The organism is Campylobacter pinnipediorum subsp. pinnipediorum, assembly GCF_002021925.1.
Lineage (GTDB): Bacteria > Campylobacterota > Campylobacteria > Campylobacterales > Campylobacteraceae > Campylobacter_A > Campylobacter_A pinnipediorum.
This window is the reverse complement of record NZ_CP012546.1, coordinates 1,043,531-1,061,224: the sequence shown is the minus strand read 5'-3', so window position 1 is coordinate 1,061,224 and position 17,694 is coordinate 1,043,531. Positions and strand designations below refer to the sequence as shown.

Sequence of the window (17,694 nt, the reverse complement as noted above, 5' to 3'; positions counted from 1 at the left end):
CTGGTTTGGTCGCCGGGGAATTTTACAAAGGATTTATATGAAAGTCAACTTAAAAGGTAAGATATGAAAGAGATAATTAAACAGCTTAGTGAACGCCCTATTGCTTACTATCCTGCGTATGCAAGACTGGCTGGGTCAATAACAGCTGGTTTGCTTTTGTCGCAATTAATGTATTGGTTTACTAAGCAAGATAAAATATTTAAAACAGATGCTGAGATAATGGCTGAAACTATGCTAAGTAAAGATGAGCTAAGAAGTGCTAAGTCTAAGCTAAAAAATCTTGATTTTTTAACAATATCACGCGAGGGTATTCCTGCAAAAACTTTTTACGAAATTGATTGGGATTTGTTAGAAAATGCTTTAAATTTTGATAAAAAAGTAGTTAAAAATAACGAAACTAGACAAGTAAAAACCCCTAAACAAGATGTGGTAAATTCACAAGACAAGATTAGGGAATTTCCCGAAACTGGTTTAGGGAAATTCACGAAACAAGATGAGTTAAATTCGCAAATCTCTTACTATAATGCAGAGAATACTACAGAGAATACTACAGAGAATAAAAAAGAAAAAATAAAAAAAGAAAAAATCAAAGCTGTTGAAAATGAAATTGTTTTGCCTAAGTTTTTAAATCCTGAAATTTGGAGTAATTATCTAATCTACAAAAAAGAACGTAGAGAGAAATTAACCCCGATGGGAATAAAAATGAAATTTGCCGAGTGGGAGAAGTGGCATAACCAAGGAATTGATGTAAATCAGTGCATAGTTACTGCTATGGCAAATAATTGGCAAGGAGTGTTTAAACCAAAACCAAAGCAAGAGTATAAGTCAAGCAATAACTACGACAATCAAGAAATCAGTCAAGAAGACATGAAGCGATTTGGCTTTAAGGACTACTCAAAAGCCCCAGACATAGACCTTGATAGTGTCTTTAATGCGAATAGATTTTTGATAGGAGCTGTAAATGAATAGGCTAGAAATAATATCTCAGGCTTTGGAATGTAATCAAGTTCAAGCGATGATTTATGATGAGGAAATGAAAGATATACCGGATGATAGATTGCTTAATTTTTTTAGATTTAGACTTAATTATGTTGATCAGTTTAAAAGCAAAGAGCTAATCACAAAAGAAGCTTTATCAGCTTTTAGATTAGAACTTTTTAAGCGAGAAGTTAAGCAAACTGGCAAGGTGTTTTCAAACATAGAGGCGATGATAAGCTTTATAAAGTCAAACTTTAAAGGCAAAGAGTTTTGCTATGGTGCTAAGCCTTTTTACGACTTTGTAAGGCTTGGGCTTGATGATGATTTGGATATCGTAAATAAGTTTTCACAAAATGAGTATGGAAAATTTCCAAAGCTTGATGGGGAAGACACGATAGAAGTTTATAACTTTTTGTTTGAAAATCAAGCAAGGATAGGCGATGTGAAGTATATAAAGCCTTATGAGATTAAAACAGAACAGATAGAAGAGAGTAAAAAAGAGGCACCAAGAGTAGCGACTAATTCTGTATTTGCGATGATAAGTGATTTGAGTAAGAGAATGAGGGTTGGAGTATGAGAGTTTTAAGTCTTTTTGATGGAATTTCTTGTGGTAGATTAGCACTGCAAAGAGCTAATGTTGATGTTGAAAGATATTATAGCAGCGAGATAGATGAGTATGCTATAAAGATTGCAAATAATAACTATCCACAAGACAAAGAATACCGTCTGGGCGATGTGAAAAATATAAAAGCTAAAGATTTACCAAAGATTGATTTATTAATTGCCGGGAGTCCTTGTCAAGGCTTTTCCGTAGCTGGTAAAAGATTAAACTTTCAAGATGAAAGAAGTGCTTTATTTTTTGAGTTTGTTAGACTTTTGAAAGAATTAAAACCTAAATATTTTTTGCTTGAAAATGTAGTTATGAAACAAGAGTGGCAAGATATCATAAGTGATATTTTAAAAGTTAAGCCTATCAAAATAAATTCAGCACTTGTTTCAGCACAAAACAGAAATCGTTTATACTGGACTAATATACCAAACATAATACAACCTAATGATAAAAATATAAAACTAAGCGATGTGTTAGACACGCACGAGTTTAGAGAGCTTAAGCCTTTTTGTTTTAAAACTCGTAACAATAAAGCAAGAAAAGACACTTTAAGAACAGTGTGTGATGAAAAAGCAAACTGTTTAACAACAAGTAATACACACACAACACAATATTATCTTAACAAAGAAAGAAACAAGATGAGAAACCTAAGCGTAAATGAGTATGAAAAATTACAAACATTGCCTATTGACTATACAGTAGGTGTATCAAATACACAACGTTACAAAGCGATAGGTAATGCTTGGACTGTTGATGTGATAGCACATATTTTTAAAGGTTTAGAAAATGAGAAGTATTGAGTTTATAAGTATGCAAAGGGATAAATATGGCAAATACAAAGTCAGGTTTTTTGACCAAAATAAAAAGTTTGTAGAAGAGCTAAAAGAACAGCTTAGATTTAATGAGTTTTGGAGGATAGAACAAGAGCTTTTAAAAGCACAAAGAAAGCTAAGAGAGCAAGAGGAGCCTAGGTTATTATGAATTTTATGACATTTGATGAGTGTGGTGAGATGTTAAGGTATTACAGATATTTAGAATTAAAAAACCAAAACAAAGTAGAGGACTGGATGAAAACATACAATCCCGAAGCAACTTATGAAAAAATCAACAAAAGACTAAAAGAAATCTGGGAGAAAGAGTTTTATTCTTGTGTTGATAGTGAAGTTGAAAACATACTAAACGAAGCTTTAGATAAAAGACAAAATACAAAGCTATCAAACAGTGTTTTATCGGGTATAAAAGAAGCAAGAACAAGAATTGAGCTATTAAAAGATGTCATAAACAAAATAGCAAATATAAAATGCAATGATTTAAAGAGTGCAAAAGCTATCATAAATCATTTAAACGAAATCTTGCAGAGTGTTTGAGATGAGATTTAATAAATATCATAACACAAAATCAAAAGGCTATGATAGTAAGAAAGAAGCTAAAAGAGCTAATGAGCTAAGACTCTTACAGAGTGCTAAGCAAATAAGTGAGCTTAAAGAACAAGTGCCTTTTGTCTTGCAAGAGAGTTTTAGAGTGCCAAGCGATAAAACCAAAAGCGGATATGAGAGTATAAGGGAGATTAAATACATTGCGGATTTTACATATTTTAAAAATGGTGTGATGTTTATAGAAGATGTGAAAGGCTTTAAGACTACTGAGTATAAATTAAAAGCAAAGATGCTTAAAAAGCTAATCGCTGATAAAAAGATAAATGCGGTTTTTGTAGAGAGTTGAAGATGAGAAAGATAACACAAGAGCTAAAAGACAAAATTATAGCTGAATATAAAACTGGTGCATCTAAAAATCAACTATCAATAAAATACGATGTTAGTGTGGGTTTTGTTTATAATCTTTGCAAAGATGTAGAACAAAATTTAAAAGAACTTGTGAAAACTGAAGTTGCGATAAAAACAGAGCTAGCAAAGCTAAATGAAAAAGAAGTGAAAGCTTTTCATGAAGTTGTTGAGGAAAGAACCAAACATTTAATCTATTTTCAAAACATAGCCTTAGCAAATCAAAGAAAAGCTAATGAACTTTTGGAGATGGCAGACACGATACAAGATGTGGAAGCACATAGCAGAATAACCGCAAGAAATAAAGAAACCGTGCTGGGCAAAGAAGCTAATACGATAATAAACAATACAAACGCACAGCAAAACCAAACAAAGCTTACTATCGTGAGAAAGGATTTAAAAGATGAGTGATATAACTTTGAATTTAACTTATTGTGATTGGCAGAAAGAGGTATTTTTTAATAACGACGCTAAGTTTACAACAATAGAAAAAGGACGTAGGGTTGGCTTTACAAAAGGTATAGCTAATGCGTGCATTGAGTGGCTTTGCGATGGTAAGAAAATACTTTGGGTTGATACAATCACGTCAAACTTACAAAGGTATTTTGAAAGATATTTTTTACCTGAGTTAAAGCAATTACCACAAGAGCTTTGGAAGTTTCACTCACAAGATAAAAGACTGGTTTTTAATGAGGCTTTTTTGGATATGCGAAGTGCTGAACGCCCTGAGAATATCGAAGGCTTTGGCTATGACATAGTGATTCTTAATGAAGCTGGAATAATCCTTAAAAATGCCTACCTTTGGGATAATGCAATAAGACCTATGTTGCTTGATTATCCAGATAGTAGGGCTTTTATAGGTGGAGTGCCAAAGGGAAAGAATAAGTTTTTTGAGTTAGCTCAAAAGGGGATGAGAAACGAGAAAGACTGGAAAAACTATCAAATTTCAAGCTATAAAAACCCAATGCTAAGACCTGATGAGATAGATGAGTTAATAGCCGAACTTGGCGGGGCTGATAGTGATGTTGTTAAGCAAGAGATATACGGCGAGTTTTTAGACAGTACAACAAATAAACTATTTTCTTTATCAATGATAGAAAATGCATTTTTAAAGCCTATGAGATTTGAGCCAAACACAATAGAAGTTTGGGGACTTGATGTTGCAAGGGATGGCGATGATGAGAGTGTGTTATGTAAGCGTGATGGCGAGTGCGTGAAAGAGTTTAAAAGCTATCATATAACAAGCACGACAGAGCTTGCAAGGGAAATTTTAAGAGAGTATGAGATGAGCGAGAAAAAGCCCGAGGTTATCTTTATCGATACCGTTGGGGTTGGTGCTGGGACTTATGATAGATTAGTTGAATACGGACTTCGTGGGATTTGTAGAGAAGCAAAGGCGAGCTATAAAGCTACGGATGAAAAGAGATATGCAAATAAAAGGGCTGAAATGTATTTTAGGCTAAAAGATAAAATACCACTACTTGCTATAACTCCAAATGAAAAAATCAAAAGACAGCTTCAAATGATAGAGTTTTTATATGACACAAAAGAACGTTATTTGTTAGCTCCAAAAGACGCTATAAAAAAAGAATTTGGCGTTAGTCCTGATTACGCAGATAGTTTAGCACTTACTTATTTTGACAATGTTTATCCAAGGAAAGAGCAAGAAATGGATTTTTATAATGAAAATGTGTGGTAAAAATAGCAAAAGTCTATTTTTTGGGTTGAAAATAGACTGGAAGTTTGAGTACATTCAACACAAAATAGATGCAAATGCTATCAGAGAGATAGCAAAACTAGGCGATGATGAGCTAAAGCTTTTGTTAGCTAGTTTGATTTGCGAGATAACGAGTGGTATCAAGTATATACCTAACAAAAAAGCAAAGGTAGAGCTTGCAAAAATGCTAATAAGAAAGAACACTGACAAAGAAAAGGTTTTTTCACTTACGGGCATTAGCAAGGCTACATATTTTAAACTCAAAAAAGGAGAGATGAATGGCTAAGAGTGTTAAGAAACCGGAAGAAGTGGAAGTTAAAAAACAAGTTGGTTCGGTGGAGCCTGTGGAATTTAGGTTGGAAGATTATGAGACTAAGACTGATGAGTTAGGGGATGAGACCGGAAAAGCCAAAGGACAAGCTAAGCAAATGGAGCAAGAGCATAAAGAAGTAAAAGAGCAAGTTATAAAGCATAAAACTACTGTGAGTGATTTTATAAGAGCTGATGAGTTAGATAAAGACAAAGCAAAAGCAATGCTTGAACTAATAAGTAAAGGCATTTATTTCCGCAAGGTTGTGAAAGCTTCACAAGAAATTGTGGGTGTTTATGAAAGTGGTGGTGTTAATGATGAGAGCTTAAAAGCGATAAATGATTTTAATACAGATGAGTTTATCCAAAAGCTAAATAGCTATTTTGTGTCAGATTTGAAAGCGTTAAGAGATGATGAGTAACGAAAGAACAGCCCAACTTGATGAGCTAATAAAAGTTGCAAAAGCTGGGTTTGAACACTATAAGCCATCGTTTGATAAGCTAAATAATGCTTATTTGCTCTATCTAGAACAACAACAATTAGAGAGCTTAAAGCAACGGAACAAATCAAGGCTTTATATACCTAAAATAAACTCAAAAGCTAAAAGAATAGCTGATGCGTTAAGTGAGACATACTTTAATAACGATACCTTTGCAGTGCTTGAAACTTATATAAATTCAAAGCAAGAAGTGATAGATAAGTGGCAAAAGGTTTTAGACATCTATACATCAATGCTAAGGCTTTATAATACCTTTGCTCCGATGTTTCAGAAAATACCATTTTTAGGCACAAGTGTGGCAAAGGTGTATTGGTCTAATGATATGCCAGTCATTGAAGAAATAGAACTTGATGATATCTACTTTGACCCAAATGCAAAGAGTGTGAGTGATATAAGATTTATCGTAAATAAGATAAATTTAACAACTAGCGACTTATTAAGACTTGCTAAAAAGAAGGTCTTTAACAAAAAGATGGTTGATGAGCTTATAGATAGTGTAACGATGAATCAAACTACAATGTATGAGCGAGTAATGCTTTATGATGTGTATGAGCTTATAGATGATAAGTGGTATTTATCTACGATATACGATAATTCTGTGATTTTAAGGGATATGGTAGAGCTTAAAGATGGACAGCCTTTTATCTTTGGTTATATGACACCGCAGGTAAGAAGCTATGAAGAGAGTAACTTTGTGTGTGCTTATGGAGAGCCACCGCTTGCAAGTATTTTACCTTTACAAGATGAGATGAATATAACAAGAAATGGTTTTATAGATGGTGTAAATGCTTGTTTAAAACCAAAGATAGTAGCTCCACTAAGCGCAAACATATCAAGAGCTGATATCGAAACGATAGGAAAGCCGATATTTACTGAAAACCCAACGGCTATTAGCTTTGTTCCACTCCCTAGCCTGCAGTCAGCTCAGGTAAATATAACACTTATAGATAATGAGATGAGTGAAGCAAGTGGTATAAGCCCACAACAAAACGGAGCAACGACCACAAGGAAAGAGACAGCCACGATGGCTAGTATTATGGCTAATGAGGGAAGTGTAAGACTTCAAGGATACATAAGAACATATAATGAAACATTTTTTGAACCTGTGTTTGAAAGACTTGCAAAGCTAGTGTGGAAATACGGACAAAAAGAGTTTTTTGCGGGATATGACAGAAGCGAGATACCAAGCTTTGCGGTTAATCTTAACACGGGAATTGGGGCATTAAATAAAGAGGTGCAAAAGCAAGGGCTGATACAGGCATCTGGGGCTATAAGTAATCATATTAATTTATGTATGGGCCTACAAGATATACAAACAGCTAGGAGAATGCTTAATGCTAATTTTAAAATCATAGAGCAGTTATTACCGCTTTATGGGATTAAAAATGTAGATGAATTTTTAGACAAGGAGCCAAATGTTTTTAACGAACAAGGAGAAAATTTATCAGGATATCCTGAATCAATGCCTAGCCAACAAGGACTTATACCAAATATGCAAGGCTCAAGTGTTCAAGGACTTATTAGTTCACCTAGTGAACCTATGGCTTGATAATATTGGGATAAGTAAAGATAACACGGCAGAGGATAAGGTGCGAGTTAATGCTATTGAAAAAGCAAAAGTCGCTGAAATGATTATTAATTTTATAACAAACTATAAGGAGAGATAAAATGGCAGATTTAACAGAAGCAGATGTAATACAATCACTAATTGGTGAGATAACAGGAGATGAGACACAAGAAACACAAGATACACCGGAGAGCAAGGAAGAAAATACAGAAGCTATAAAATCAGAAGAGTCAAAAGAAGCTAGCGGACTAAGTGAAGAAGCTTTTAGTAATGCTGTGCTAAATGCTTTATCAAAAGCAAAAGAGCAAGAACAAACACAAACACAAGAAGAACCAACACCAGAACAGCTACAAAGAAAACAGACACTAGAACAACTAGGGATTGGTAACTATGATGAGCTAGCCGCACAAGTAGAGCAAATGAAACAAATGCAACAAGAAGCAATATTAAAAGAGCAAAAAAGGCAGACCTTTAACAAGAACTTAGAACAATTTAGTAAAGACTTCCCTACCATCAAGCCTGAGGATATGGGAAAATGGGCTGAGACAAACGGCTTTTTAAACTTCTTAGGCGATGACTATACAGGGTGGAAACTTGTCGCACAAGCTATGATGAATGTAGCAACACCAAAAGAAAAACCAGACAATATCATAGGAAATACCGGGTCTGCTAGTGAGTCAAATGTTTTTGAAAAGATAAAAAAAGGCGAAGATGTATCTAATGTTGATTTAGGCTCAGCACTTTTAGGAGAGTTGTGATGAATTTTTTGTGGGATAGTTTTTGGAAAAATACTTTATCAAACACATTATCAGGCGGTAAAAGTATAATGGATGGAGCTAGTAATGATGATGGCGGTGGCTTTTTTAATAAAGCCCTTGGTTGGCTTGGTAGCTCAAGTGTAGCAGGGTCTACACCTAATTGGCTTGGTGTTGCTGGTATGGCCGGCAGTCTTTACGATGGATATCAGACACATAAAAATGCTAAAAAGATGCAAAAACTTCAAAACGATACTTATAACTTTAACAAGATGTTATCAGAAAGACAGCTAAGTAAAGACAATCAAGCACAAAATAATTTAGAGAGAGCTTGGGCGAATTCTAGATTTAATGTAAATAACGATGATGAAGAAAGGTTGTATTAATGCCTTATTATAATCCAAAGATGATTGATTTTAATCATGCAACAATGAGAATAGAGCCAGTCAAAGAGGTTGGCTCTGCTTTGTATGATATCTATCAAAACAATGTAGCAAATAAGCAAAATCAAATGAAGATAGATGAGATAAATAGACACAATATGGAGGCTGAAAGGATAGATAACGATAGGCTTAATGAAGCTATAAACAATAATAAACGAACATTTGAATTTAACCAAAATAAGTTTAATGTAGATAACGACCAGTGGCAAAAAGATTATAACCTTAGAAGTAGACAGTTGGCTGAGAGTGCGGAGCTTAGAAGACAACAGCAAGAATGGAATGCGTGGCTAAAACAAAAGAAAATAGAAGAACAAGAAAATAAAATCAATACCGAAAAACAAAAGCAAATAGATGAAGCTAACCTTTACATAGATTATGCAAAAAATAATCCTGAAGCTTTCAAGGGAGCAAATATTGATAATATAAATGACCCTATTTTAGCGGCTAAGGCTTTAAAACTAGCCTTTGATACAAATAAAAGCACTGGTAGTTTGGTAGATAGAAATAAGGTTAAACAAGATGTAGCTATGAGCTTAACCGGAACAAAGACCTTGCTTAATAACTTACAAAATGTAAAAAACATTTATGATGATAGCTATGTAGGGTGGATTGATGATGGTATACACAAGATAGCATCTATCTTGCCGGAGTGGATGAGAAACACAGAAATGGCGAGGTTTAGAGCATTACTGGATGGTGCAAAAACAGATTTAAAGAGCATGCAAGATACTGGTAAGATTACCAACCAACAATATAACGACCTTTTGGCTGTCTTGCCAAGAAAAGATGAGACAAACCAAGGGGACTTTAAAGAAAAATGGGATGGCTACCTTGATAGAGTAACAAGTATTTATAGAAATAAGATAGCCGGACTTAAGGCTAGTGGGGCAAATACAGCCGAGTTTGACAAAGACATAGAAGAGATAGAAAATTGGGCTAATAGTCTGCACTTTAATAAAGGCAAAAAAACAATGAAGATGAACCCAAACGGAAACTATACAGTATATTAAAAAAGGCAAGAGGATGAATTTTATAAACGAGAATGAAGCAAGACAAGCAACAGCTAATTATTTTAAAAATAGAAATTTTAAGCCTATGGATATCGAGGCAGAAGACAAACCACTAGAAGTAACGATACCGTTTATAAATCCGGTAAAAAATATCGTTACTGGTGGTGCTGAACTAGCAAATAAGGCTTTGGGCTATGGAACAAATTACAAAGATGAGATACTGAATGCAAAAAATGATGATGATTTGATAAGCGGTGTGAATAATGGCATATCAAAGTTTGAAAGCTCTCATCCTATTTTTGGTGGTGATGAGAATAAAAGAAACCAATTTTTAAAAGAAATAGGCAATACAATAAGAGCAAGTAAGTTAGGCGATGGTCTTGTAAGAGATAATGACACAAACACATTGTATATTACTCGCGGTGATGAACTTATAAGCCTTGATGATGGCTTGATAAAACAAATAGGCAGGATTGGGCGTGATAATCTAGGCTCTATTATAGGCGGTGCTTTGGCTGTTAAAAGTGGCAAAGGCTTTTTAAATAATATGGGTCGTAGTGCTGGTGGCTCTTTGCTTGGTGGTGGTGCTGATGCACTTATAAATGCTAATGCTACAGACCAAGATATAACAGCAAAAGATGTGCTTGGTAAGGCGGCGGAAGAAGCTTTATTTTCAGCTGGTGGAGATTTAGTTTTTAAGGGCTTAGGAGCTGTTGCGAAACCAACTTTAAAAGGGCTTGGTAGTCTTACTAAATCAGAGACTGTTAAAAAGGGTGTAGACTTCGCAAAAGATGGTGCTTCAAGTATTCCAAATGCAAATGTACGTGGTGCAAAAAAGATAGCAGAGGCAATAACCGGCGATGATACAAAACCAATCTTAGAACATGCAAAAGAGTATGGGGTTAAGGTAGATAGCGATAACTTTACGGATATACAACTTATTAATCCTCTTATCAACAAAATAAAAGATACAAGCTCATGGGCGGCTAAAAAACTACACCTTGATGATGTTGCGGATAAGATAAAAAATGCCGAAGGTGTGGATAAAGATAGAGAGGATGTTATAAATTTAGCACTTAGTAGTCCAAGACTTGCTGGTCGCCTTTATGATGCCGTTATTTCTGACAGAAGCGGAAAAGCCGCCGAAAAATTAACAAATATGGCACAAAAGGACTTAGATGAAGTAAGAGATATGCTAAGTGCTGTAGAAACAAAAGACACGGAACTATCTGATATCGTAAATAAATATTATACTGATACAAAAAATAATTTTGGGGATGGCATAAGACAACTAAAAGACTTTGTCACAGACAAAACAACCGGGATAGAAAAAACAGTAAGGTTGAACGATAAAGCTATCGATGATATGATAAATGATGTAACAGATAGGCTTAGTATATTTGATAAAAGCTCATCAAAGACAGATGAGATTATAAGAGGACTTGAGAGCCTAAGAGGTAGAGATTTAACCGTAGAGGATTTAAACAAACTAAGGTCTGATTACAACAAAGATTTAAATAATATCTTAAATAAAGATAGAGTAACACACGCAACTAAGGTTGATTTTGCAAGAGGCAAAGAGATTTTAGAAAAGGCAATGGATGAATTATTGGACAATCAAGGAGCTAGTGATTTTTTAAGAAATAGACTTAAAAGCTACAAACATATGAAACATGTAGCAGATAATGAGTTTTTTAAAACAATAACAAATGGTAATAGTAGCTTAGAAGATGTTATAAATGGATTTGAAAAGGCGTATAATTCACAAGGTAAAATTTATAATGATTTTATATCTAGCTTAGGTCAAGATGATATCGAGAAGTTTGAAATGGCTTTGATAAAGCACCACGTGGAAGGTGCAACTGGTCGTAGCGGTGTGCATATAAACAAGGAGGCATTAAATTCAAAAGGGCTGAGCGAGATTTTAAACAAGATAGATTTTAAAAGTGAAAAAGCAAAACAAATAGCAAAACACATAGATAACTTAGCAAAAGCAAAAGGTAATTTAATATCTATCTTAACTCATTTAGAAACAAATTACATACAACCAAAGGCAATACAAAAAGGAATTGCTACAACATTTGAGGGTGCAAGAAAAACAGCTGTTGTAAATGTTGCAAGAGATATACTACAAAAATACATCCCATATTTTGGAGATGACCAAGCGTTAGAGTATCACCTACGCGAAGGACTTAAACACCTTAAAAACGGCGGAGACTTTAAAGGGTATATTGATAGCTTAAAAAATACAGAAGTGCCAAAAACTGAGATAAAAAAATTAGAGGACTTTTTAACAAAAACATCAGAGCTAACAAAAGAGCTAAACAAAGCTAATGTAAGCAAGGAAGAACTAGGAGTATTGTCAAAGGAAGCAAGAAATAAAAAAGAAAAACGTGGTGTTTATAATGTAGCTTTTAATAGCAAAAAAGCTACGAACATATACAAAGACCAAGATTTAAAAGATATTGAAAACGCTATAAGATTTGAAAGAGGATTTGAGAACAAAAAAAGAGATAGAGGATACGGGGCTAAACATATACAAAAACACCTTGACCCTAAAAAAGACGGCTATGTAACAGAGCAAGAAGTAGCTAGTATAGGGGATATAATAAGAAATGTTGAACCAAAGACAGATAAAGATGGTAAAAGGGTTTATGAATATTACAATAAAGAAGGTGTAAGGTTTAGAGTTATAGTTGGGGAAAATTCAGGTAAGGAAAAAGTTATAACTTTTTATTCAGATAGAAAGGTTGGCGTAGAGCATAATGCCCTAGCTTACGATTTCGCCAACCATAATGAAATTATACCAAAACAAAATGAAAAAAGCAATGGTGTTTTTGATTTGTTATTTGATGATTTGGGTAGCGAACTAACAGATATACAAAAAGCAGTAGCGGAGAAATCGCCAATAGCTAAAAAAATATTTTTGGATAAGATAAAACGTGATAGGATGATAAAACAATTAATAGCGAACTATCAAGCACAAAAGAAAGGTAGCGAGTAGGCTACCAAATTTATATAATAAGCTCTTTTAATTCACGAAGTTTTTCGCATCCTTTTTTATAGCCTAAATCACAAGCTTTTTTAAAATATGGCTTTGCTTTGTTTATGTATTTTTGAGCTTTTGCACGAGTAGGGCTAAGACCCATTTTCTCTAAAGTGGAAACTCCTAAATTATAACAACCTATACTATCATTTAAATCACAACCTTTAACTGCATATTCAGCCGCTTTTTTATATGAAAATTCAACACCTTGTCCACGTTCATAATAATATGACATATTAGAGCAAGCTGCACCGTAATCTAAATAACAAGCTTTAGCTGTATATTCTGCCGCTTTAGCATAAGATTGTTCTACACCATCACCATTATAATATAAATCAGCTAAATTATTACAACCTTCGCCATCTCCCAAATCGCAAGCTTTACTAGTATATTCTTTAGCTTTTGACAAAGACCTGATAACACCATTACCATAGTAGTATAAATATGCTAGCTTTGAGCAATCAGCACCATTACCTGATTCACAAGATATTTTATAGTTTTCAAAATCAGAAGAAAATGCCAAGCTAGAAAACAACACTAAAGCACATAAAATTTTTTTCATACTCACTCCTTTTTTTAATATTCTTATAATTAACTGTAAGTAAATATTACACCAAAAAACTTTTAAAAATCGTTAAATTTATTTATATTTTAGTCAATAGTCTATTTTTTGGGTAGTTTTTAGACTGTATATTTTCGTATATTGTCATAAAACTATTTAAAGGAATAAAATATGGCAATAACTTCAACAGGCTTTCAAAGCCCAGCAACCGCCCGTGTAGGGCTTGTCCCATCAGTCTATGACAAGATAATGATTGTCGGTGCTGATGAGACACCACTTTTAGCAAAACTAGGTAAGTCAAAGGTAACTGGCATAACTCATAGCTGGCTAATAGACCACTTAGCAGACCCAAAAAAGAATGCTCAAAAAGAGATAAGCGACTTTGATGAGACCATGAAAAGCACAAAGCAACAACAGACAAATGCGGTGCAAATCTTTAAAACAGAGGTAGCGGTATCAAGAACAATGCAAGCTGTAAAGACTTATGGCGGTAAAGAGCTTGAGAATGAAACAGGTAAAAGAGCAAAAGAGCATAAGCTGGATATGGAGTATGCACTTTTTGGACTTGGTAGAAACTCCGATGTAAAAACAAGTGTGTTTAAAGAACCAACTTTAAGAACAGATGATGCGGCGGGTGAGATGGCGGGGATATTTCACTACATAGCAAAAGGTGAAAAGAACTTTTCAGGTGGTCGCCGTGGTAATGTCTTTGCTTTTGATAGCACACAAAACTGGACTGGTGCTAAGACAGTCTTAACAGAAGAAGAGCTTAACCAAATACTTCAAAGCATTTGGGACAAAGGAGCAACTCCAAAGGATGTATTTATAGGTGCAAACCTAAAAAGAGCTATAAATAAAATGGCTACAAGACAGTTTGGAAATGAGAAAAAACTAAACACTATGGTAACATCTTTAGAGACTGATTTTGGTGTTGTAAACTTTAGACTTCATAGGTTTTTAAGTGCAAAATATGAGCTTGATGATGTGCTTATCGCTGGGGATTTTTCATTTATGAAAATGGGCTTACTAATCCCAACAGAGATAACAGATGTAACAACTTCAAAGACTGCTAAACAAAAGAGATTTTATACTGAAGGTTGTTTGGAAGTCCGAAATGCTGATGCATTTGCAATAGGTGTAGGACTTAAATCTTAATGCTAAACACAAGGGTAAAAGAGATAACAGCTCACTTAAACACTTCGGGTAAAAATTTACCCGGAGATGAGTTGCTTAGTGAGCTATTTTTACAAGCGATGTTTTTTGTAGCTAGTAAATGTGTGCCTTCTGAATTGGTAAGAAGAAAAAGAAGCAGTAGCGATATAAGAGTGCTAAGAAATATCGAAGATGAGTGTTTTATCTGTGTGCCTGATAAGCCAAATTTTAGTAACAAACAAGAGCATTTAATGATAGATGAAGAGCTAACCTATGCAGTCATAAATGAAGTCTTATTTCTTATAAATCAAGAGCCGTTTTATAGGGAGCTAGCAATGCAAATAATCGCACAATACAATGCTAATAATGGGAGAGAGTTTTATGAAAGATAAAGAAAGAACCGCAAATAATGTAAGGGCTTTGGCTAATATTGATTTGCTTAAGCTTTTTAAGGATATGAGGCAAAGGTTTAAGCAAGTCAAAGAAAATATCAAAAAGGCTGGATACTAAAAATGATAAGTATGTATGAACTAAAGCTTGGTAATGAAACACTAGAAGCTTTAAAATTTTTATTATCACAAGTTGATGAGCTAGAAACAGCTATAACAAATATAAACTTAGAAGAAGTAAAAAGCATAAGTGCTACGATACAATCAAACAAAAATGCCATAGAAAGTGCAAAGGCTGAGATATGGCGAATAAAAACAGCACTTAATGATGATAAGCTGGATTTTGATAGTAAGTATGTAATTTTTAAAGAGTTTTCGGCGACAATAGAGCCTTTAAAGACCCTGCTTAACTCTATAAAAAAAGATGTAGAACAAAATGCGGAGCAAGTAGCTACAAATACCAAGCTAAGCACTCAAAACAAAGAAGAGATAAAACAAAAATACAATGAGATACAAGAACTTGCAAGAGATGTTAAGGCTGATTATGAAAAATCAAAAGAAAACTTAACAAACTCAAACTTTGTAAAAGATGAAGTAATACAAAAAGACAATGAGCTAAGAGAGTTTGTAGAAACTAAAAACAATGAGATTATTGCATATACTGATAAGAAGAAAGAGGACTTTAATCAGTATATGGAGGATAAAAACGAAGAGTTGGAAGCTTGGATAGAGCAAAAATTTGGTAATGTCGATACAACAAAGCAAGAGATAATAAGTGCAAAAGAGCAAGTAAGAAGTGATAAGGAAAAGACACATGCTTTCAAAGAACAAGTAGAGCAAAAAGCAAAAGAACTTATATCTTTAGAGTCCGCACTCAGCACACTTAAAGAGCAGATACAAGAAACAATAAAAACCGGCTCAATAAATGATGACACCTTAAGCAGTACACAATCTTATTCAAGTAATAAGGTAGAACAAGACTTTTTAAAAAAAGAAACAGCAGAGCAAACTTATCTTAAAAAAACAGATACAATAGATGCATACACAAAAACACAAACAGATAAAACTTTTGTCAAAACAACAAATGTCTATACAAAAGAAGAAAGTGATGGTAAATATGCATCAAGTTCAGTACTAACTGACTACTTAACTACTGAGAATGCAAATAAAACTTATGCCTCAAAGAGTGAGTTAAATAACAAACTAGATGTAGATACATATAATAATGAAAAAAATGATTTTGCTACAAAGAGTGATATAAGTTCTGTAAAAAGTGCCATACCAAATGTTTCAGAGTTTATTACTCAAAACACCGCCGATAGTAGGTATATTCGTTCAGAAAACGCAAACTATACAACAGTAACAGATAATCTTGCTAGTTCATCGCCAAAGGAAGCCCTTAGTGCCAATCAAGGTAAAGTCCTTAAAGAGTTGATAGATAAAAAAATAGACAAAACTTCAGCTGAATTTTTATATTTAAAAAAAGCAGGACAGACTGCTTTTGATAAAAGGGAACAAACAAGTTTAAGTGTTGATTTAAGACAAAGTAACAATTTTGTTATAAACCCAAATACAAAAGAAACACTGTCTTTAAACAATGGGATAGTTGGACAAACTGGGATAGTAGTAGTTATAGATAGCTCTAAAATATCAGGATTTGGCAGTATGTGTAAGTTCAAAGTAGCACCAAAGGAATTATACGGATATGACCTTTTTATTTATTTTGTTGTTAGCCCTACTGATGTTAAGATGGCTCATATGACAGTTGGTAGTAGTAATAGTGTTGAATCTAAAGTCCAAAGATTCCAGGGTACATATTTCCCACTGACACATACTACTAAAGACCCAGTATACCCAAAATACGTAGAGCGAGGGGGAGCTACTTATACATTTAAACCTAATGATGGTTTATACTTCTCAAAACCACCAGTATCGTTTAAATTTCTATTAAAAAATGACCCTAGTGCAAATAACAGTCTGTATTTTAATGACCCTGATATTAATTTTTGGTCTATGTCTCAAATTGACAACACAGCTGATATGTTCCATGGTTGTAAAAACTTTAATCAGAATTTAAACAACTTCAATATAGAAAATGTTAAGGATGCAAATAGTATGTTTTGGGACTGTCATAAGTTTAATCAACCTTTGGCACACTTTAAAACAAAAAAGGCTTCTGATTTATCTTTCATGTTATATAACTGCAAGAATTTCAATCAGAATATAGCTAACTTAGATGTTACTAATGTTACTAATTACAAGTTCTTTGCTCAAGGTTCAGGATTGGCTAAGGCTAATGCTCCACTTAAGTTTAGAAACAAGACAGCTAACACAACTTGGTAATAAGGATAAAAAATGAAAAAATACTTTGACAAAAAAGAAAATAGGTTTATATTTGATAGTTGTGTAATCACAGAAGATGGTATATTCTATCTTGATAGACTAAGTAAAGAGGAACTAAATAAGATTGGGTTACTTATTGTTACAGAAGTTCAAATTAACCCTGATTATCAAACGGTAGAGTATAAAGAAGTAGATGGTAAATATGTAGCTCAAATCATAGAGACAAAGAATATAAAAGAATACACAAAAGAAAAACTTATACAAGAATTTAAGGATAGAGTGCAAGCTCATTTAGATGAAAAAGCGCAGGAGTATGGATACGATAATATTGTATCGGCTTGCAGTTATGCAGGGTACGAGAATGAGTTTAAGGAAGAAGGAGAAGCCTTTGGTAGGTGGCGAGCTAAGGTGTGGAAAATGGGATACGAGCTACTCGCAACGCTTGGTAGTGTTGATTTAAACAAAATAAATCTTGATGAAGTTATAAAAGATTTACCAGAATTTAAAGAAAGGGGATAAGTAGAAACGGCTA

Annotated in this window: 21 protein-coding genes; 20 read left to right on the top strand and 1 reads right to left on the bottom strand. The window is 33.9% G+C overall.

What is annotated here, in order from left to right:
* Positions 1-63: 63 nt before the first annotated feature.
* From CPIN17260_RS05495 to CPIN17260_RS05425, 15 genes are all read left to right on the top strand, one after another.
* Entirely contained in the window at positions 64-969 is a 906-nt protein-coding gene (locus CPIN17260_RS05495) for a phage replication initiator YdaU family protein (RefSeq protein ID WP_078440705.1), read from the top strand.
* A complete protein-coding gene (locus CPIN17260_RS05490) occupies positions 962-1,555 on the top strand; it encodes a hypothetical protein (protein ID WP_078440704.1) in 594 nt (197 codons plus the stop codon). Before CPIN17260_RS05495 ends, CPIN17260_RS05490 begins: the two co-directional genes overlap by 8 nt.
* The gene (locus tag CPIN17260_RS05485) at positions 1,552-2,388 is read left to right on the top strand and encodes a DNA cytosine methyltransferase (protein WP_078387792.1); all 837 of its coding nucleotides are present in this window, start codon (positions 1,552-1,554) and stop codon (positions 2,386-2,388) included. The genes CPIN17260_RS05490 and CPIN17260_RS05485 overlap by 4 nt, the downstream gene beginning before the upstream one ends.
* Positions 2,375-2,569 (top strand): hypothetical protein, encoded by a 195-nt coding sequence (locus CPIN17260_RS05480; protein WP_069637500.1) that lies wholly within the window; start codon positions 2,375-2,377, stop codon positions 2,567-2,569. Before CPIN17260_RS05485 ends, CPIN17260_RS05480 begins: the two co-directional genes overlap by 14 nt.
* Positions 2,566-2,955, top strand: coding sequence for a hypothetical protein (locus CPIN17260_RS05475; protein WP_078440703.1), 390 nt, complete (start codon positions 2,566-2,568; stop codon positions 2,953-2,955). Before CPIN17260_RS05480 ends, CPIN17260_RS05475 begins: the two co-directional genes overlap by 4 nt.
* A gap of 1 nt (position 2,956) precedes the next feature.
* Positions 2,957-3,310, top strand: coding sequence for a DUF1064 domain-containing protein (locus tag CPIN17260_RS05470; protein WP_078440702.1), 354 nt, complete (start codon positions 2,957-2,959; stop codon positions 3,308-3,310).
* 2 nt (positions 3,311-3,312) lie between these two features.
* The gene (locus CPIN17260_RS05465) at positions 3,313-3,780 is read left to right on the top strand and encodes a glutamyl-tRNA amidotransferase (protein WP_069637497.1); all 468 of its coding nucleotides are present in this window, start codon (positions 3,313-3,315) and stop codon (positions 3,778-3,780) included.
* The gene (locus CPIN17260_RS05460) at positions 3,773-5,068 is read left to right on the top strand and encodes a terminase large subunit domain-containing protein (protein ID WP_069637496.1); all 1,296 of its coding nucleotides are present in this window, start codon (positions 3,773-3,775) and stop codon (positions 5,066-5,068) included. Before CPIN17260_RS05465 ends, CPIN17260_RS05460 begins: the two co-directional genes overlap by 8 nt.
* Positions 5,052-5,372, top strand: coding sequence for a hypothetical protein (locus CPIN17260_RS05455; RefSeq protein WP_078387789.1), 321 nt, complete (start codon positions 5,052-5,054; stop codon positions 5,370-5,372). The genes CPIN17260_RS05460 and CPIN17260_RS05455 overlap by 17 nt, the downstream gene beginning before the upstream one ends.
* The gene (locus tag CPIN17260_RS05450; protein ID WP_069637495.1) at positions 5,365-5,817 is read left to right on the top strand and encodes a hypothetical protein; all 453 of its coding nucleotides are present in this window, start codon (positions 5,365-5,367) and stop codon (positions 5,815-5,817) included. Before CPIN17260_RS05455 ends, CPIN17260_RS05450 begins: the two co-directional genes overlap by 8 nt.
* Positions 5,807-7,444 (top strand): portal protein, encoded by a 1,638-nt coding sequence (locus CPIN17260_RS05445; protein ID WP_078387788.1) that lies wholly within the window; start codon positions 5,807-5,809, stop codon positions 7,442-7,444. Before CPIN17260_RS05450 ends, CPIN17260_RS05445 begins: the two co-directional genes overlap by 11 nt.
* Before the next feature lie 119 nt (positions 7,445-7,563).
* Positions 7,564-8,220 carry a hypothetical protein gene (locus CPIN17260_RS05440; RefSeq protein WP_078415567.1) on the top strand — a complete coding sequence of 219 codons (657 nt, stop codon included), beginning with the start codon at positions 7,564-7,566 and terminating at the stop codon, positions 8,218-8,220.
* Positions 8,220-8,603 carry a hypothetical protein gene (locus tag CPIN17260_RS05435; protein WP_167562275.1) on the top strand — a complete coding sequence of 128 codons (384 nt, stop codon included), beginning with the start codon at positions 8,220-8,222 and terminating at the stop codon, positions 8,601-8,603. Before CPIN17260_RS05440 ends, CPIN17260_RS05435 begins: the two co-directional genes overlap by 1 nt.
* Entirely contained in the window at positions 8,603-9,670 is a 1,068-nt protein-coding gene (locus CPIN17260_RS05430; RefSeq protein ID WP_078415566.1) for a hypothetical protein, read from the top strand. The genes CPIN17260_RS05435 and CPIN17260_RS05430 overlap by 1 nt, the downstream gene beginning before the upstream one ends.
* A gap of 13 nt (positions 9,671-9,683) precedes the next feature.
* Positions 9,684-12,674, top strand: a complete 2,991-nt coding sequence (locus tag CPIN17260_RS05425; RefSeq protein ID WP_078415565.1) for a hypothetical protein — start codon at positions 9,684-9,686, stop codon at positions 12,672-12,674.
* Between the two features lie 10 nt (positions 12,675-12,684).
* On the opposite strand, the gene CPIN17260_RS05420 is transcribed toward CPIN17260_RS05425, so the two are convergent.
* On the bottom strand, positions 12,685-13,278 hold the full coding sequence (locus CPIN17260_RS05420) for a tetratricopeptide repeat protein (RefSeq protein WP_078415564.1): 594 nt from the start codon (positions 13,276-13,278) through the stop codon (positions 12,685-12,687).
* A gap of 171 nt (positions 13,279-13,449) precedes the next feature.
* Between CPIN17260_RS05420 and CPIN17260_RS05415 the strand changes: the two genes are divergently transcribed.
* Genes CPIN17260_RS05415 through CPIN17260_RS05400 form a run of 5 tightly spaced genes read left to right on the top strand, consistent with a single transcriptional unit; the run spans position 13,450 to position 17,681 of the window.
* On the top strand, positions 13,450-14,433 hold the full coding sequence (locus CPIN17260_RS05415; RefSeq protein ID WP_069637489.1) for an SU10 major capsid protein: 984 nt from the start codon (positions 13,450-13,452) through the stop codon (positions 14,431-14,433).
* Positions 14,433-14,822: a hypothetical protein gene (locus CPIN17260_RS05410; protein WP_069637488.1), complete on the top strand. Its 390-nt coding sequence runs from the start codon at positions 14,433-14,435 to the stop codon at positions 14,820-14,822. Before CPIN17260_RS05415 ends, CPIN17260_RS05410 begins: the two co-directional genes overlap by 1 nt.
* Complete coding sequence (locus CPIN17260_RS09540) at positions 14,812-14,940, top strand: hypothetical protein (RefSeq protein WP_257617165.1); 129 nt, start codon at positions 14,812-14,814, stop codon at positions 14,938-14,940. The genes CPIN17260_RS05410 and CPIN17260_RS09540 overlap by 11 nt, the downstream gene beginning before the upstream one ends.
* 2 nt (positions 14,941-14,942) lie before the next feature.
* Complete coding sequence (locus tag CPIN17260_RS05405) at positions 14,943-17,162, top strand: BspA family leucine-rich repeat surface protein (RefSeq protein ID WP_078440701.1); 2,220 nt, start codon at positions 14,943-14,945, stop codon at positions 17,160-17,162.
* Positions 17,163-17,174: 12 nt separating this feature from the next.
* Positions 17,175-17,681: a hypothetical protein gene (locus CPIN17260_RS05400; RefSeq protein ID WP_078440700.1), complete on the top strand. Its 507-nt coding sequence runs from the start codon at positions 17,175-17,177 to the stop codon at positions 17,679-17,681.
* The last annotated feature ends 13 nt before the right edge of the window (positions 17,682-17,694 follow it).

Coding starts and splice junctions, on each gene's coding strand:
- CPIN17260_RS05495 (WP_078440705.1), top strand. CDS start 64: ATGAAAGAGATAATTAAACAGCTTAGTGAACGCCCTATTGCTTACTAT.
- CPIN17260_RS05490 (WP_078440704.1), top strand. CDS start 962: ATGAATAGGCTAGAAATAATATCTCAGGCTTTGGAATGTAATCAAGTT.
- CPIN17260_RS05485 (WP_078387792.1), top strand. CDS start 1,552: ATGAGAGTTTTAAGTCTTTTTGATGGAATTTCTTGTGGTAGATTAGCA.
- CPIN17260_RS05480 (WP_069637500.1), top strand. CDS start 2,375: ATGAGAAGTATTGAGTTTATAAGTATGCAAAGGGATAAATATGGCAAA.
- CPIN17260_RS05475 (WP_078440703.1), top strand. CDS start 2,566: ATGAATTTTATGACATTTGATGAGTGTGGTGAGATGTTAAGGTATTAC.
- CPIN17260_RS05470 (WP_078440702.1), top strand. CDS start 2,957: ATGAGATTTAATAAATATCATAACACAAAATCAAAAGGCTATGATAGT.
- CPIN17260_RS05465 (WP_069637497.1), top strand. CDS start 3,313: ATGAGAAAGATAACACAAGAGCTAAAAGACAAAATTATAGCTGAATAT.
- CPIN17260_RS05460 (WP_069637496.1), top strand. CDS start 3,773: ATGAGTGATATAACTTTGAATTTAACTTATTGTGATTGGCAGAAAGAG.
- CPIN17260_RS05455 (WP_078387789.1), top strand. CDS start 5,052: ATGAAAATGTGTGGTAAAAATAGCAAAAGTCTATTTTTTGGGTTGAAA.
- CPIN17260_RS05450 (WP_069637495.1), top strand. CDS start 5,365: ATGGCTAAGAGTGTTAAGAAACCGGAAGAAGTGGAAGTTAAAAAACAA.
- CPIN17260_RS05445 (WP_078387788.1), top strand. CDS start 5,807: ATGATGAGTAACGAAAGAACAGCCCAACTTGATGAGCTAATAAAAGTT.
- CPIN17260_RS05440 (WP_078415567.1), top strand. CDS start 7,564: ATGGCAGATTTAACAGAAGCAGATGTAATACAATCACTAATTGGTGAG.
- CPIN17260_RS05435 (WP_167562275.1), top strand. CDS start 8,220: ATGAATTTTTTGTGGGATAGTTTTTGGAAAAATACTTTATCAAACACA.
- CPIN17260_RS05430 (WP_078415566.1), top strand. CDS start 8,603: ATGCCTTATTATAATCCAAAGATGATTGATTTTAATCATGCAACAATG.
- CPIN17260_RS05425 (WP_078415565.1), top strand. CDS start 9,684: ATGAATTTTATAAACGAGAATGAAGCAAGACAAGCAACAGCTAATTAT.
- CPIN17260_RS05420 (WP_078415564.1), bottom strand. CDS start 13,278: ATGAAAAAAATTTTATGTGCTTTAGTGTTGTTTTCTAGCTTGGCATTT.
- CPIN17260_RS05415 (WP_069637489.1), top strand. CDS start 13,450: ATGGCAATAACTTCAACAGGCTTTCAAAGCCCAGCAACCGCCCGTGTA.
- CPIN17260_RS05410 (WP_069637488.1), top strand. CDS start 14,433: ATGCTAAACACAAGGGTAAAAGAGATAACAGCTCACTTAAACACTTCG.
- CPIN17260_RS09540 (WP_257617165.1), top strand. CDS start 14,812: ATGAAAGATAAAGAAAGAACCGCAAATAATGTAAGGGCTTTGGCTAAT.
- CPIN17260_RS05405 (WP_078440701.1), top strand. CDS start 14,943: ATGATAAGTATGTATGAACTAAAGCTTGGTAATGAAACACTAGAAGCT.
- CPIN17260_RS05400 (WP_078440700.1), top strand. CDS start 17,175: ATGAAAAAATACTTTGACAAAAAAGAAAATAGGTTTATATTTGATAGT.